Here is a 15,552-nt window from a genome sequence, read left to right on the forward strand (position 1 = left end):
GTCAGGGATTGGCGGTGATGACCTCATTCAGCCAGGGCACAAAATGCGACACATCGGTATAGGCCGAAAACTGCGCCATTTCCGGGCAGCCATGGCCAGAGGCATCGCTCAGACCCCAGCTGACGATTCCGGCCTGGATGTATTTTCCATTGTCCAGCGGCACCACCAGCGGCCCGCCGCTGTCACCATTGCACGAGCTTTTGCCGCCCTCGAAAGTGCCCGAACAGATCATATTCTCGCTCATCGGCATCGGCGCCGCAGCCATGATCTCATCCCAGAGCGCATAGGCTTTGTCCTCTGGCACATCCATCAGATTGACGGCAAAGGCAAAGCCCTCGACGGCCTCTTCGGCGCGACCTTCCAGCAGGACCTGGTTGCACAATTCGCGGTCCAGCATCTGGATCTGCGCCTGCATCAGCTGTGACGAAGGCACTGCGCCCGCCTGAAGCCCCCATCCGGTGACAACCGTGGTGATCCCCGGCTCGCGCAGAAGATCGCCGTAAGTGGCATCCGGCACCTCGACCGTCTTATACGGGACCTGCGGTTTGCGCGCGAGTTTGACCAGCGCGATATCATAGTCGAAATCATTCACCGAATAGGACGGATAGGTGAAAACCGCCTCGACCGGCACCCGGTCGCCGCTGCCATCCAGCAGGTTGGTGCCGACAAGAATGTCGAAATCGCCGGGCTTCAGATCGGCCCCATTGCCGGCGTCATCCGCCATATGGACGCAATGGGCGGCGGTCAGCACCCAGCGATCCATCACCATGGACCCACCGCAGAACTGGCTGTCGGTGCTGATCGGCTGACCGCTGATCAGGAAAGCAACCTGCCAGGGCCAGGCGCCATCGGCTGCGGGCTGGCCGCCGACCACTTTCGCCCCCGATGGTTCGGCTTTCGCAGCTTTCTCGCCGCGTTCGGCCTTGGCGCCCGAGGCGGCAAAGCTGTAGGGCGAGCTTTCGGCGGCGCTGGTTTTTGCGCTGAAACCGGGGTGGGTGGGGCTTTCTGCCAGGGCAATGCCGGTGACACTGCACAAGAGCACCAGGGCGGAAAGCGGCCTGAGAACAGTGGCTGGCATGAAGCGCGAGGTCATCTCTTTGATCCTTCTGCGGAATTGGGCTGGGGCCGTGATGGCCATCTATTCGGAATTGGTCGGGTTCAGCCGCACTATCTGGCGGATCATCGTCAGATCGGCGGGTTTGGTGGAAAAGCCGCGCATCGAGGTCTCGTCTTGCGGTGAGATCTGGCTTTCCAGCCAAAGCGCGGTGTCGCTTCCACCCTCAGCCGTACCGCGCAGCGTCGCGCTGGCGAGCGAGGTCAGATCGGTGCGCAGCGCATGGCTCTCGTTCATCGGGACGGCCAGGATCCAGATCTCTTCGACCCCGGCATGGCTGACGGGGTCGATCTGTAACCCGACCCGCGCGGCCTCGCCCGGGGCGATGCGGTTCACGATATTCTGCGAAGGCCAGATCGGCAGCACCTCCATATCTGAGGAGAGATAGAGCACCGTGACATCCTGCGCCTTGCCCGAACGGTTGGTCAGCGTAAGCCAGAGCTGGTCGCAGCCATTCACCCCCTGCGCCGGGTCATGCGCCGCACCTGCCCCCGCCTTGCCGCTGCAGGAGGCGCCTTGCACCGGGTCGGTGATTTCGGTGCCGGGGCGGCGCTCGATTGCGACGGATATCACCTCGGTTTTCGTAAAACCGCGCCCTGCGGCCTGGGCCAGGACGTCGCGCAACCGCGTCGCATGGGCCATGGTAGAAAGCACGCGCTCCAGGGCATCCGCCTCGGTTTCGCCCTCCAGGACCAGGACGCGCGGTGATGTCCCGGGGCCGCCCGCGTCAAGCACCGCATCGGGGCCGGCAAGCGCGAGAAGCCCACCGGTCAGGACCGGCACCAGATCCGGCGCCGCACCCGGCTTCGGTTTTGGCGCGGCGGCGACCGCCGCTTCCCAGGTACCATAATCCAGCCCGTCGTCGGGATCGGCGCGCACCAGGCCCGCCAGCGTCAGCGGCACAGGATCGGGAAGCCTGCCGGGCGCGGCCCAGATCGTCGCGCCTTTCGCGACCTGCGGCAGCGGGCCGCTGATCTTCGCCTCGCGCGCGCCGACCTTGCCGAGCGTCACGGATCCGATGCTCTCGCCCCCGGCGCCGGAGGCGAAAAGCACGATCTCCCCCCCCTCGGCAAAGCCCTGCAAAAGGCCCGCCTGCAGCACGGATCCATTGATCCGGTACCGCGCGGCGCCGGCACCTTCGCCAAAGACCCGTTCCTGCAAAAGCGTGCCCTCGGCATCGGGGAGTTGCCGCGCCACGCCCTGGATCATCGCATCCGAGGTGGCAGCAAGCACCTGCTGCCAGGTCGCATCCTCTGCGCTGGCCAGAACCTGAGCGAGGCGCAAAGTGAATTCGCCATGCCAGATCCCGGTATCGCCCAGCGGATATTCAAATGATCGCTCATCAGATTGCGAGGAATAGAGAAAGACGAAATCTCCGGACAGCTCTGCCGCGCCGGTGAACGGGACCGGCGGCAGGTCATCGGGAATCCCAAGCGCCCCGGGGTTCAGCGAACGGGCAACGCCTGCCGCCGGATCGGGATCAATGGCGCGAAAGCCGGTGGCCGAATGACAGGCGTCGATAATGCCGACCAGCTTTACATCGCGCGACAGCAGGCCCTGGGCCCAGAGGTTCAGCTCATCATCAACGATAGCATTCTCCACCATGCCGATCTCGCCTCGCCAGTTCTTTGCATCCATCGGCAGGAAGATCTCGTCATAGCCGCCCCCCTCATCGCCGTTCAGATCGGGCGCCTGGGAGCCGTGGCCAGAGAAATAGAAGACCAGCGTATCGCCTGGCGCGGCATCGGCCGCCGCCTGGTCAAGCGCGGCGAATATCCCCGCGCGGGTTGGTGCGGCGATGGTGGCGCCCTCGGGAAGACTGGCCGGATCGGTGGTCAGGATGGTCATGGCCTCAGGCGCGATCCCGCGGCCGGCCAGCACTTCGGCCATCAGCCGCACGTCATTGGGCGGCCCTTTCAGATCGGCATCCAGATACTCATAATCGCCAACCCCGATCAGGACGGCCCGGGTGCCGGCATGAATCGTCGTGCCCCAGAACAGGAGGCTGGCGGTCAGGGCATATGTGAGCTGCGGTTTCATGCGCGAAAACATGCCTGGACTTCGCGGACCGGGCAAGGGGCCTGCGCGTGATGACAGTATTTGTCACCTCTGGTCTGTGGCGCGAGCCGGGGGGTTCACACCCCCGGACCCCCGTGGAGTATTTCAGTCAAGAGGAAGAGGCATTTCCTCTTGATCCAAATACTCCCTCCGGAGGCATCCGGCCTCAGCCAGGGGGAGGGGCTGCCATTCCAGGCGAAGCGTCAGGCCCTGGTCGGTTGCCGGAAGCGAGAGTTTTGCGCCGTGGCGCATGGCAATCGCGCGCACAAGCGCGAGGCCGAGGCCATGGCCCCTGATGCCCCGGTCACGGTCGGCGCGGGTGAAACGCTCGAAAATCTCGTCGCCCATGCCCCTGGGCAGGCCAGGGCCGCTATCGGCAATCTCGAGCAGATGCAGCGGGCCCGGGGAGAGGGTCAGGCCCAGCCGGTCGCCGGGGGCACAGTATTTGATCGCGTTATCAAGCAGATTGGCCAGCATCTGGGAGATCAGCGTGCGATCTCCCAGCACCATCAGGCCAGGGGCGATATCCGCCACCGGGATCAGGCCCTTTTCTTCGGCGGCCGCTTCGTAAAGCTCCCAGACCCCTTCCGCGAGGGAGGAGAGATCAACCGGCAGCAGTCCACCGCCGGAGCCCTGATCCGCCTCGGCGCGCGAGATATCGAGAAGCGCATCGAAGATCCGGATCGCGCCGCGCATTTCTTCGCGCAACTGGCTGACGGTATTTTCCTGGTCCTTGATGGCCGAGAGCCTCGTCGCCATCCGGTTCAAGGGTGTCCGCATCTCATGCGCGATGGTGTCCGAGAGCCGGTGCGTGGCGCGGTTCAGGCTTTCGATCCGGTCCAGCATATGATGCATATGGGTTTCCAGAAGGCCGAACTCATCCGGTTTGCGCGGGCCGGGCAGGCGGGCTTCGAGATCCCCGGCTGCGACCTGATCCGCGAGCCGGTTCAGCCGCCCGATCCGCCCCATCACCTGGCGCGCCGCGATCCAGCCCACCAGCGCCGCCGCCGCCAGCAGCGCGAGGGCCAGCCCGATCATCCCTTGCCTCAGCGCCGCCAGCGTTGCATCGACCGGCGCCAGCGGGCGTCCGGCCAGAAGGCCGAAGCCGCCAGGCAATTCACGCGCCACCACCATCCAGCGGTCTGTGCCCCGGGTGATCTCCTGCGGGGTGGAAAGGTCAAAACCCGCACCTTGCGGTGCCACATCGGCGGGCCAGCGGTCTTCGGTTCCGGCGAGGATCCGGCCATGGCGGTCGGTCAGCAGCAGGAGTTCCTGCCCGCCAGAGGCCGCACGATAGTCAATAGCCTGGCGCAGCGCGATGATGCGGCGCTGGTCGTAAAGCGCGCCAAGACCACTGAGATCGGCGGAGAGCAGATCTTTTTGCGCCTCGGTCAGCCTCGTCGCCACCAGCCGGTATTGCAGCGCCATCGCGCCCAGCGACAGCACCGCGACCGCCGCTGCCATCAGGCCTGCCAGTCGCAGCGTGGCGCGGGCCCGGAGCACGGGGCGCGCGGACACAAGGCGCGGCTCCGGATCAGCCGCCACCGGGCTCTCCGGCCATGGGTTGTGCAAACAGATAGCCTTCGCCCCGGACCGAGCGGATCACATGGGCGCCGGCCTCTTCCAGTTTGCGCCGCAGCCGCCCGACATGCACGTCGACGACATTGGTGCCTGGGTCGAAATGCAGGTTCCAGACGGTCTCCAGCAGCTGCATCCGGGTGACGACATGGCCGGCATTCTGCGCGAAAAAGGTGAGCAGCGCGAATTCGCGCGGCGAGACCGGCACATGGCTGCGCCGCACATGCACGGTGCGCGCCTTCAGCCGGATTTCCAGATCGCCAAAGGCCATAAGGTCATTATCCGCGACCTGGATCGTGCCGCGCCTGAGCAGGGCGCGCAGCCGGGCGCGGAGCTCCTCGGGCTCATAGGGTTTCGGCAGATAGTCATCGGCGCCCTTTTCGAGCCCCTCGACCCGCTCCGCCGCGCGGCCAAGCGCCGAAAGCACCAGGATCATCGCGCGCGACCCTCCGGCGCGGATCTGCGCTATGGCGTCAACCCCGTCGCCGCCGGGCAGCATCCGGTCGAGCACGATCACCCGGTAATCGCCGCTGGCGGATTCGGTGAGGCCGCCGGCCAGGGTGTCGTGATGGCTGGGCTCGCAGCCAAGCGCGCGCACCTCATTGGCCACGGCGGCGGCGATGTCGGGGTCGTCCTCGATGATCAGGATGCGGTCGGTCATGGCCATTGCAGATTCAGAACACCACAACCGCCGGGTCAAGCACATTCGCGCCGCCGATGGCACGCGGGCCGGTCGCCGTGCCCCAGGGGTCAAGCCAGAGATGCCGCGTGACCCCGTCCGGCGCCTCGACCAGCAAGAGCGTGGCGGCGGTGATTTCCAGCACTTCCAGCCCGGGCCCGTCCATCGCGGCGCCATTCACGGCGCGGATACGGTCGCCTTTGGCGAGGCCTGCGAGTGCGGCGGGGGAGTTGATTGTCAGATCCGAGACCCGGCCGTCTTCGCCCTGCACCACGCCAAGCGCCGCGAGACGATAGCTGCGGATACGCTCGGGGACGGGGGGCGCGCCTTCGGGGCCGCGCAATGTGAGGCCGATCAGGCCGGGCTCGGGCGCGGCGGCGCTGAAATCCAGGACCAGGGTCAGATCCTCGCTCGCGCGGGACAGGGTTATGCCGGCAGAGCCCGCTCCCAGCACGGCATCAAGCAGGAAGGCGAAATCGCCGGGATTTTGCACCTTTGTGTCATTGACTGACAGGATGATGTCGCCGGCAAGGATGCCCGCACCCGCAGCCAGCCCGCCAGGGTTTACCGCATCAACCAGCAGCCCTTCGGCAGCTACTCCCAGCGTATCGGCGAGCTTGCGATCCACGGGCCGCGCATTCAGGCCGAGCTTCGGGAAGGGCAGCAGGCTCTCATCGATCAGACCGTCGACGATGCGGCTCAGATCGCTGCCTGAAATCGCATAGGCGATACCGACAAACATGCGGCTGCCATCGGCGATGCGGCTGTTCATGCCCATAAGGCGCCCTGCTGCGTCGACCAGAGGCCCGCCCGATGATCCTGGATTCACCGCCGCATCATGCTGGAGGAACATCAGCGGCACCGCGAGATCGATCTGGCGTGCCATGGCCGAGACCATGCCCCGCGTCAGGGTGAATTCCGCGCCAAGCGGCGCGCCAAGAGCATAGACCTCAAGCCCCGGCAGGGGGGGAGCGTCCGAGACCTCGATGCCGGTCAGCGCGGCACCATCCGGGCCGGCAAGCCCTGGCTCCAGCTGCAGGATGGCGACATCGCGGGTGCTGTCGCGGCCGATCACGGTGGCGATCACCACATTGCCCTGCCGGTCGGTGACGCGCACCTCTTCCGCCGCGCCTACCACATGGGCATTGGTCACGGCGATATCCGCGACGCCTGCCCAGATAAAGGCCGAGCCGAGAAAGGCATCCTCGCGATCCGCGCTGCGCACCACCAGAACCTGATCCATCGCCAGATCGGTTGCGGCCCGGAGAGGCGCAGAGACGGGCGCAATGGTCTCGGCCCGCGCGGCAGTGGAAACCCCAACCATTTGCAGCGTCTGAACAGCGAGGATGGCGGCAAGCAGCGGGGCCGCAAAGCGGGGCCAGGCCCTGTTCCGGACCCTTTTATCGAGGTGCATTCTTACAGTCTCCGGCTCTTTCTCAACGCTGTCGGCAGGTTAGACCGCCGGGCCGCCCGGGGTCACATGACAAAGCCCGTCACATTGAGATTGTGCGTTTACAGCCCGCATCCATCGCCCCATCCTGCCGCAATCCGAAACAGCCCCGTGACCCGAGCAGATCCCATGACCCTTTCCGCCCGTATCGCCGCCCGGCTGGCCAGTTCTGTCATGATCGCCCTGCTGGCCCCTGCAGCAAAAGCCGAAGGGCCGGGCCCGCTGCGTCAGGCGGCGCTGTCGGCCGAGCTTTACGCCCGGGGGCTGGCGGAGCAGGATCCGCTCCTGATCCTCGCTGCCGCACAATTGCGCAAGTCGGTCGATATGCAACCGCTGGAACCGGACCCCCAGGGGGCTGCGCCCGCCTTCGCCCCGCTTGGATGGGAGGCGATGATCGCAAGCGCGGTCGCGCTGACCAGTGATGGCGATCCGCTCAGGGAACTGGCCGAGGATATCACCGCACAAAGCTGGAAGGGCGTCATTCATGGCCCGGTCTACCGGATCGGCGCGCTGGAGGGAGGCGCGGAGACCCGGTTGCCGGATCTCTCGTTCCGGGGCGGTGAGTATGCCGAAGTCTATGCCGAGGCCGAGCCGGGCCTCGATCTCAACATCACCATTCTCGATTCCGAAGGCCGTGAAGTCTGTTCCGACACGGATCCCACCCATGTCGCCTATTGTGGCTGGACTCCGGCGGCGGATGGCAGCTTTACCCTGGTCATTGTGAATTCAAGCGCGCGGGATGCCGGGTTCGCGCTTATGACCAACTGACTGAATATACGCCAGAAAGGGCAGGACATGATCCGCAGGTTTCTTCTGACCACGGCGCTTGGGCTACTGGCCTTCCCGGCGCTGGCGCGCGAGAATTACGCGTTGCTGATCGGAGCGAGCGATTATCAGAATATCGAAAAGCGCTGGTCCCTGAAGGGGCCGAAAAACGATATGGACCTGGTGGCGAATTACCTGCTGACCGAGGCGCCGGTGCCGTTTCAGGCGGAAAACGTCACGGTGCTGACCGATAAGGAGGGTGCCGAGCCGGCGACTTTGGGCAATATCCGCGCGGCTTTTGCCGATCTGACCGCAAAGGCGCGGCCGGGCGATTTCATCTATCTCCACCTTTCGGGTCATGGCACCCGCGCCCCGGCGCTGGATCCCGAATCTGAACCCGATGGCCTCGACGAGCTGTTCCTGCCGGTCGATATCGGCAGCTGGAACAACACGGTCGGCACGGTCGAAAATGCGCTGGTCGATGATGAGATCGGCCAGCTGCTCGACGGGTTGCGCGCGAAGGGCGCCGATGTGTGGATCGTGCTCGACAGCTGTCATTCCGGCACCGCCACCCGCGCCATCGAGACCGAAGACGATGTGGTGATGCGCCAGCTTGATCCCGCCGCGCTGGGGATCACGGATGAGATGATCGACGCGGCGGTCGACCGGGCGTCAGCTATGGCAGAGGTTGCGAACCGAGGTATCGGCAGCGGGGCTGCGGGCAATGGAACCGGGGGCGGGGTTTCCTTCCTGCTGAAGGAGGCAACCGTGGCGGCTGAAGGCGTGGAGCCCGGCGGTCTGGTGGCCTTTTACGCCGCGCAAAGCACCGAAATGACACCTGAGATGCGGCTGCCGCGCGGCGCCCCCGACCGCAAATCACAGGGCGTTTTCACCTTCACCCTGTTCGAGACGCTCGCGGAATATCCTGGTGCCACTTACGGCCAGGTCGCGCAGGAGGTCCTGCGCAAATATGCTTTGCGCGGAACCGCGAAATCGACGCCCTTGTTCGAGGGCGATCTGGACCGTGTGGTCTTTGGCGGCGAGGCGCGGGCGCGGGTCTCGCAATGGCCGGCGGTGGCGACGGATGCCGGTTTCACCCTGAATGCCGGCACGCTGCACGGGCTCGCCGTCGGGACCGAGCTGGCCGTTATGGCATCCGCTGCCGATGGCAGCGACAAGGCGCTCGGGCTGGTCCGGGTGACCTCGGCCGATACGTTCAGCGCGACGACCGGGACCTTCGCGGGCGAGCTGCCCGAAGGGGTCTGGCTGCGGCGCAAAGAGGCGGGGCTGGATTTTTCGCTGACCGTGGCGCTGCCGCCCGGGGACTCGGCCCCGGCGCTGGCCCTCGCAGCCGCGATGGAGGATCTGCGCGAGATCGCGGGCCCGCGCCTGACCTTTGTGAAGGCGGGATCCGAGGCTGATCTGGCGCTGGCGGTGCTCCCGGACAGCGCGACGCCGGACACGCTCTGGATCCTGCCCGGCACCGGGCTTGCGGAAAGCGGCATCCAGGCGCCGAAGGTGGAAACCGCTGGCGTGGCGCCGGGGGACCTTGCCGGCAATCTGCAGGAAAAACTGACCGCGATTGCCAAAGCGGTGAACCTGATGAAGCTTGGCGCGGCGCTTGGGCCAGCGAACGGGCCGGGGGCACTTGATGTTCAGGTCGAGCTTCTGACCCGCAATGCCGATCACCCGACTCTGCGCGGGTTGCCCCTGGTGCCAGTGCCGGAACTGGTGACCAATGATGAGGTGCATGTTCTGGCCAGGAACAATATGGACCAGCCGGTCGATGTGAATGTGCTTTATATCGGCGCCGATTACTCGATCACGCACTTTTATGCCGGGCGGCTGCATCCGGGCGAAGAGATCAGAAAGGGGCTTTTTGCGATCGGAGGCGAGAGCATGGGGCAAGAGCGGATGATCGTGGTGATGACCCCCGCGGCGCCCCATAGCAAGGTCGAGGATCTGAGCTGGCTTGCCCAGGACGCCGTGCGCAGCACGGGCCCCGGCGGTGGCTTTGCCGGCTCGCTCTATGAGGCGGGGTTTGGCCAGGGCACGCGGGGTGCGATTGCACTGAGCGATGACAGCGCGACGTCCGGCCCGGCGCCGGCGATCCTTCAGGTCGAGCTGCGCACCAGAGCGGATCAATCCGGGGCGGAGTGATCCGGGGCTTTGTGATCAGGCCCGGGGCGGCGCGCCTTTCGGCATCGGATTCTTCGCCTTGTTATAGGGTTTCCAGTCACTGATATCGGGGTAGAACTGTTTGCGCCAGGCGCGCACCCGGGGGTTCATCGCGCGTTTCCACAAGGGCGGGATCATCGCGAGACTGGTCATCACCGGATAGCCGAAGGGCAGCTGCGGCGCCTCGTCTTTCTCGTAATTCTGCAAGAGCGGGAAGCGCCGGTCGGGTTTATAATGGTGATCCGAATGGCGCTGGAGGTTGATCAGGAGCCAGTTCGTGGCCCTGTGTGCTGCATTCCAGGAATGGCGCGGCAGGGCATGTTCATAGCGCCCCTCGCCCAGATGACGGCGGGTGAGGCCGTAATGTTCAACATAATTCACCAGCTCCAGCTGCCATTGCGCGATCAGGGCCTGGGCCGCGAAGATCAGAAGGCCTTCCGGGCCGCCAAGCGCAACTGCGAGCGCGAGGAAGGCGGCCTGAAACGCCCAATAGCGCCAGAACGGGTTCGTCCGGTGCCACCAGGGCAGGTTCCTGCGCGCCAGCATTGCCGTTTCCGAGGCAAAGGCCGAGCGGCGCTGGCCGATCAGAACCCGGGGGAAAAAGCGGTGGAAGCCCTCGTTATAGCGGGCGGTGACCGTGTCGCGCGGCGTGCCGACATAGAGGTGATGTACGCGCATATGTTCAGAGCGGAAATGCGAATGCAGCACCGAGGCGAGGAGGAGATCTGCGGCCAGGCGCTCGATCTTCGGTTTCTGGTGGAGGAGCTCATGCGCATAATTCAGCCCGATGGTGCCGGCCATGACGCCCATGCCAAAGACCATGCCGGCTTTCTCCCAGCCGGTCATGGCGCTTTGCGGCAGATACCAGAGGGTGACGGCAAGGGTGGCAAGCTGGATCGGCACCCAGATCAGCGTCAGCAGCGTATAGACCCTGAGCTGGTCATCGGGGGTGTCGGGATCCGCATTGTCTTTGTTCAGGCCCAGAGCGGCATCGAGGGCGGGGAACAGGATCCAGCAATAGGCGGGGAGTGCCAGAACCCAGAGCCCGCCCCAGGTCAGGCCGGCGACCGCGATAGGCAGGGTGCCGAGGGAAAGCCAGAAGGGCAGGGCTTGCGCGGGGCTGGCCAGGGTGTCGGGTGAGAGCTGCGCCATGATCGTCCTCCGGTCGCGGCGGATGGTAACGCCGGAGCGGGCGCGGATCAACGCGACGAAATGTACGGCTGAGGCTGTGCGGAGCTCTCACGCAGAGGGCGGGGATTTTATGGCAGCCGGAGGAGAGATGGCAGAGATCGGGCCGGTGCCCGGCGCGACGTGAAGGCCATATGCTGCGAGCATAGTTTTTCCATACCCGACCTTGCGGGAGAGGATGCATTTTGCGCCGGCTCGTGAACCCGGGGCGGTCGTGACCGCTGTCACGGCGCCAGCAGGCTGTTCATGTCTGGTCTGTCTTTGCCATCAGTCCTTCCCGGCCAGGCTGGCGGCGCCGAGGTCGAAAGCCTTCCGAAAGACGGTCGGCAGGCTGTCGGGGTTGAAGTCATGGGCGGCAAAGAACTCGCCTCTGCGGGGATTGATATCGGAATGGGCGATCATGATGCGCAGGATGAGATGAAAATGGGTGAAGGTATGGCGGATTTCGCCAGCCTTCTGCCAGTCGGCATCGGCTGGCGCTGTGGTCGGGCAGGGTGTCCCGGGGGGGCAGGGGGGGCAGAGCCCCCCTGCCCCCCCCGGGACCGGGCGCGCCGGACTTTGTCCGGCGCGCCCGGCCTTCGGCCGGAAGAGCGTTGCGCGCGCCTTTAGCGAGGCGCTGGTCCCAGCCATCGCCGGGAAGGCCGATCATACCGCCCAGGAGGCCTGTTTCAGGGCGCCGTTCCAGCAACCATCCGTGCGGGCTGCGCAAGAGCCAGACCACACCTTCCCGCACGGGCTTTTCCGGCTTCGCGAGCTTGCGGGGCAGGTCGGCCTGATTTCCGGCGGCCCGGGCCGCGCAGGGCAGCATCAGAGGGCAGATCCCGCAGGCCGGGGATCTCGGGGTGCAGATGGTCGCGCCAAGGTCCATCACTGCCTGGGCATAATCTCCTGGCCGAATGGCCGGGGTCAGCCTCGCTGCCAGTTCCGTCAGCTCTGATTTCGCCGCGGGCAGCGGGGTTTCCACTTGGAACAGCCGCGACATTACCCGCTCGACATTGCCATCCACGACCACGGCGGGCTCGTCGAAAGCAATCGCCGCCACTGCCGCCGCCGTATAGGGTCCGATCCCGGGCAGCGTCAGCAGACCGTCACGGCTTTCGGGAAAGCCGCCCCGCGCCGCGACGGCACGGGCGCATTTCAGCAGGTTGCGCGCCCGCGCATAATAGCCGAGCCCCGCCCATTCCGCCATCACCGCCTCATCCGGCGCTGCCGCCAGCGCCGCGACATCCGGCCAGCGCGCGGTGAAGCGCAGGAAGTAGCCCCGCACCGCCGCCACCGTCGTCTGCTGCAACATCACCTCTGACAGCCAGACCCGGTAGGGATCAGGGCGCAGGCCCGCCGCCCGCGCGGCGGGGCCGACCCGCCAGGGCATCTCGCGCGCATGGCGGTCATACCAGGCCAGCAGCGCCACACTTATATCGGCCGTCTCCCCGCCAGGCATCCGGGCCGGCTGCTGATTTCTTACAGCGCTTTCACGCAAGATTTATGGCCTCCGTTGCCGCCGGTATTGCTTCCGGGCTTTCCGCCGCGCCTGCTTGCTCTAAGATAGGCTGCGAATTTGGCCGGGGAAACCGTCTGTGTGCGCTTTCATGGCGCGCTCATTTCCGGCCATACCGATCTGGCAAAGACAGGACCCCATGGCGCGCAAGCCCGCCAGCCTTCCGTCAAAAGAACACCGCCGGCGCGGGTTCGAACCGGCATTTTCGCTGGTCTCGAACCAGGTGCGCGGCGCGGGAGAGGCGCGGGGCTTTGCGGTGGCGCGTCTGGTGACCCATTGGGCCGAGACCGTGGGCGAAGATATCGCAAAGATCACCCGGCCGGTGAAGATCGGCTATGCGACCGCAGGCCCGGGCGGCAAAGGCTCGGGCATGGGTGCCACGCTCACGCTGCTTGTCCAGGGCGCACATGCGCCGATGATTGGAATGCAGCTTGACCGGATCCGCGAGCGCGTCAACGCCGTCTATGGCTATAACGCCATTTCGCGCGTTTATCTGACCCAGACCGCCAGCACCGGCTTTGCCGATGGCCAGGCGCAATTTACCCATGCCCCCGCAGTGCCACGCCCTGACCCGGAGGCCGAGGCAAAACTCACCGCCACCGCCGCGCGGCAGACCGAAGGCGTCGGCGATCCCGGCCTTCGCGCAGCGCTTGAGCGGCTCGCGCAGAACATATTATCCCGCCCAGACAGGAAATGAGGACGAGACAATGACCATGATCAACCGCCGGCTGCTGCTTTCGATGGCCGCAACGCTCGCCGCAGCGCCGGCCTGGGCGCAGGAGACCACCGCATCCGAAGGCGAAGCCGCCCCGGAAGCGGCCACCGATGCGCCTGCCTCAGCCGCTCTCACCCCGCGCGACTTCACCCTGGGCGATCCGGATGCGAAGGTGAAAATCGTTGAATATGCCAGCTTCACCTGCCCGCATTGCGCCAATTTCCATGACACGATCTACCCGAAGCTGAAGTCTGACTATATCGATACCGGCAAGGTGCATTTCACCCTGCGGGAGGTCTATTTCGACCGCTACGGCTTCTGGGCCGGGATGATCGCGCGCTGCGACGACAACAAGCGGTATGAAGGCATCTCGGATATCGTCTTTTCGACCCAGGCAAAATGGCTCGATTCCTCGGACCCGACCGTGGTGATGGACAAATTGCGCACCATCGGCCTGACCGCCGGCCTCACCAACGAGCAGCTGGATGCCTGCACCGCGAATGAGGCTTTCGGGGAAGAGATGCTGAAACAGTTCGAGGCGAATATGGCCGCTGACAAAGTGACCGGCACGCCAACCGTCATCCTGGACGGTGAAAAGGTCGACAACTGGGCCTGGGATAATCTCAAATCCCTGATTGACGCGAAACTGGCGGGCTGACCCCGATGTCCGCGCCGCTGGAAGGCATCCGCGTCGTCGAGCTGGCGCGGATTCTCGCTGGCCCCTGGGCGGGTCAGATCCTCGCCGATCTCGGCGCGGAAGTGATCAAGGTCGAGGCTCCGGAGGGCGATGATACCCGCCGCTGGGGCCCCCCCTTCATCACCCATGAGGGCGAGACTTCGGCCGCCTATTTCCATTGCTGCAATCGCGGCAAGAAAAGCGTGACCGCCGATTTCCGCGAGCCAGCCGATCAGGCGCGGGTGCGCGAGCTGATCCGGACCGCCGATGTGGTGATCGAGAATTTCAAGCTCGGCGGTCTGGCGAAATACGGGCTGGATTATGTCAGCCTGAAAGAGATCAATCCGGGGCTGATCTATTGCTCGATCACCGGTTTCGGCCAGACCGGGCCCTATGCGCATCGCGCGGGCTATGACTTCATCATCCAGGGCATGGCCGGGCTGATGTCGGTGACAGGCCCAGCCGATGGCCAGCCGCAAAAGGTCGGTGTGGCGGTGACGGATGTGTTTACCGGCATCTATGCCTCGAACGCGATCATGGCGGCGCTGATCCAGCGCGGCCGCACCGGGGCAGGTCAGCATATCGACATGGCGCTGATGGATGTGGCGACCGCGATCATGGCCAATCAGGCGATGAATTACCTCGCGACGGGCACCGCGCCGGTGAAGATGGGCAATGCCCATCCGAACCTCGCGCCCTATGCGGTGTTTGACTGTTCGGATGGCTGGCTGATCCTTGCGATCGGCAATGACGGCCAGTTCCGCAAGCTTTGCGGCCTGCTTGGCCTGAGCGACCTGGCTGATGATCCGGCCTTTGTGACCAATGCCGACCGCGTGACGCATCGCGCCGGGCTGACGGACAGACTGTCTGCTGCGACCCGCGCCATGACCAAAGCAGAGCTGCTGGCCGCCTGCGAGGCCAATGGCGTCCCTGCCGGCCCGATCAATGATATGGCCGAGGTCTTCTCGGACCCGCAGGTCATTGCCCGCGCCCTGCAGATCGCACCCGGCGGCGTGCCGGGGGTGCGCAGCCCGATGAGTTTCTCGGGGGCGGAGCTGTCGCTGGGCGCGCCCTCGCCGCGTCTGGGTCAGCATCAGGCCGAGATTTTTGGTTGAAGCGGAGAAGGCGGGGGGCCAGCCCCCCGGCGCCCTTTCAGGGCGCTCCCCCCGGGATATTTTCAGACAGATGAAGAGAGGCAGCCTATTCGGGATAGGCCGCCTTGCATTGCGTGATCACGGATTGCGCCTGGCGCGACAGATCGCGCTGTTTTACCTGCAGTTGCGAGAGCTTTTTTGCCTCGAGCGCGAGGTCGATTGAGCGCGGCCTGGTGCGGACCTCGGTGTCCCAGCTGCGGCAGGTGGTCGAGACCGGGCGCGGCGTCGGGTCTTCTTTGGTGCCGGGGATATAGCGGATACAGGGCCGCCAGTCCGGCACCGTGACCTCATAGCGTTCAATCGCATAGCCGCGCTGCAGATTGCCTTGCGATTCGCCGATCAGCTTTTCCACTGTCCGCAGATCGCGCGTATTGCGGCTGATACATTGTTCTTGCGGCGTGCCGCAGGCGGCGAGGGTGGTGAGGATAAGAAAGGCGGCAGTTTTTTTCATGATGCGACTCGCGAGGGTCTGGCGGGGAGCGGCTGGCGACCAGCATGG

13 protein-coding genes are annotated in these 15,552 nt (G+C 65.4%); 5 read left to right on the top strand and 8 right to left on the bottom strand.

Translation table 11 applies throughout. The features are described from left to right. Window position 1: 1 nt before the first annotated feature. From QNO18_RS05220 to QNO18_RS05240, 5 genes are all read right to left on the bottom strand, one after another. Entirely contained in the window at window positions 2–1,093 is a 1,092-nt protein-coding gene (locus QNO18_RS05220) for a serine protease (RefSeq protein WP_283176831.1), read from the bottom strand. Between the two features lie 45 nt (window positions 1,094–1,138). After that, a complete protein-coding gene (locus QNO18_RS05225) occupies window positions 1,139–3,154 on the bottom strand; it encodes a caspase family protein (RefSeq protein WP_283176832.1) in 2,016 nt (671 codons plus the stop codon). Window positions 3,155–3,277: 123 nt separating this feature from the next. Next, a complete protein-coding gene (locus QNO18_RS05230; RefSeq protein WP_283176833.1) occupies window positions 3,278–4,717 on the bottom strand; it encodes an ATP-binding protein in 1,440 nt (479 codons plus the stop codon). Continuing rightward, window positions 4,707–5,417, bottom strand: a complete 711-nt coding sequence (locus tag QNO18_RS05235; protein WP_283176834.1) for a response regulator transcription factor — start codon at window positions 5,415–5,417, stop codon at window positions 4,707–4,709. Before QNO18_RS05235 ends, QNO18_RS05230 begins: the two co-directional genes overlap by 11 nt. Window positions 5,418–5,424: 7 nt before the next feature. Beyond that, window positions 5,425–6,843 (bottom strand): trypsin-like peptidase domain-containing protein, encoded by a 1,419-nt coding sequence (locus tag QNO18_RS05240; protein ID WP_283176835.1) that lies wholly within the window; start codon window positions 6,841–6,843, stop codon window positions 5,425–5,427. 165 nt (window positions 6,844–7,008) lie between these two features. Between QNO18_RS05240 and QNO18_RS05245 the strand changes: the two genes are divergently transcribed. Further along, window positions 7,009–7,647 (top strand): hypothetical protein, encoded by a 639-nt coding sequence (locus QNO18_RS05245; RefSeq protein WP_283176836.1) that lies wholly within the window; start codon window positions 7,009–7,011, stop codon window positions 7,645–7,647. A 27-nt stretch (window positions 7,648–7,674) separates the two neighbouring features. Further along, window positions 7,675–9,804, top strand: coding sequence for a caspase family protein (locus tag QNO18_RS05250; RefSeq protein ID WP_283176837.1), 2,130 nt, complete (start codon window positions 7,675–7,677; stop codon window positions 9,802–9,804). Window positions 9,805–9,819: 15 nt separating this feature from the next. On the opposite strand, the gene QNO18_RS05255 is transcribed toward QNO18_RS05250, so the two are convergent. Together QNO18_RS05255 and QNO18_RS05260 are read right to left on the bottom strand one after the other, a co-directional pair. Continuing rightward, window positions 9,820–10,974, bottom strand: a complete 1,155-nt coding sequence (locus QNO18_RS05255; RefSeq protein WP_283176838.1) for an alkane 1-monooxygenase — start codon at window positions 10,972–10,974, stop codon at window positions 9,820–9,822. A 382-nt stretch (window positions 10,975–11,356) separates the two neighbouring features. Beyond that, a complete protein-coding gene (locus tag QNO18_RS05260; protein ID WP_283176839.1) occupies window positions 11,357–12,451 on the bottom strand; it encodes an A/G-specific adenine glycosylase in 1,095 nt (364 codons plus the stop codon). Window positions 12,452–12,647: 196 nt separating this feature from the next. Between QNO18_RS05260 and QNO18_RS05265 the strand changes: the two genes are divergently transcribed. Genes QNO18_RS05265 through QNO18_RS05275 form a run of 3 tightly spaced genes read left to right on the top strand, consistent with a single transcriptional unit; the run spans window position 12,648 to window position 15,014 of the window. Continuing rightward, window positions 12,648–13,205 carry a DciA family protein gene (locus tag QNO18_RS05265; RefSeq protein ID WP_283176840.1) on the top strand — a complete coding sequence of 186 codons (558 nt, stop codon included), beginning with the start codon at window positions 12,648–12,650 and terminating at the stop codon, window positions 13,203–13,205. A 10-nt stretch (window positions 13,206–13,215) separates the two neighbouring features. Further along, window positions 13,216–13,881, top strand: coding sequence for a DsbA family protein (locus QNO18_RS05270; protein WP_092900925.1), 666 nt, complete (start codon window positions 13,216–13,218; stop codon window positions 13,879–13,881). Between the two features lie 5 nt (window positions 13,882–13,886). Beyond that, a complete protein-coding gene (locus QNO18_RS05275) occupies window positions 13,887–15,014 on the top strand; it encodes a CaiB/BaiF CoA-transferase family protein (RefSeq protein ID WP_283176841.1) in 1,128 nt (375 codons plus the stop codon). A gap of 85 nt (window positions 15,015–15,099) precedes the next feature. Here the strand turns inward: QNO18_RS05275 and QNO18_RS05280 are convergent, their stop codons facing one another. Continuing rightward, window positions 15,100–15,504 carry a hypothetical protein gene (locus QNO18_RS05280; protein ID WP_283176842.1) on the bottom strand — a complete coding sequence of 135 codons (405 nt, stop codon included), beginning with the start codon at window positions 15,502–15,504 and terminating at the stop codon, window positions 15,100–15,102. Between the last annotated feature and the right edge of the window lie 48 nt (window positions 15,505–15,552).

Origin of the sequence: Gemmobacter sp. 24YEA27 (assembly GCF_030052995.1) — a bacterium.
GTDB lineage: Bacteria > Pseudomonadota > Alphaproteobacteria > Rhodobacterales > Rhodobacteraceae > Pseudogemmobacter.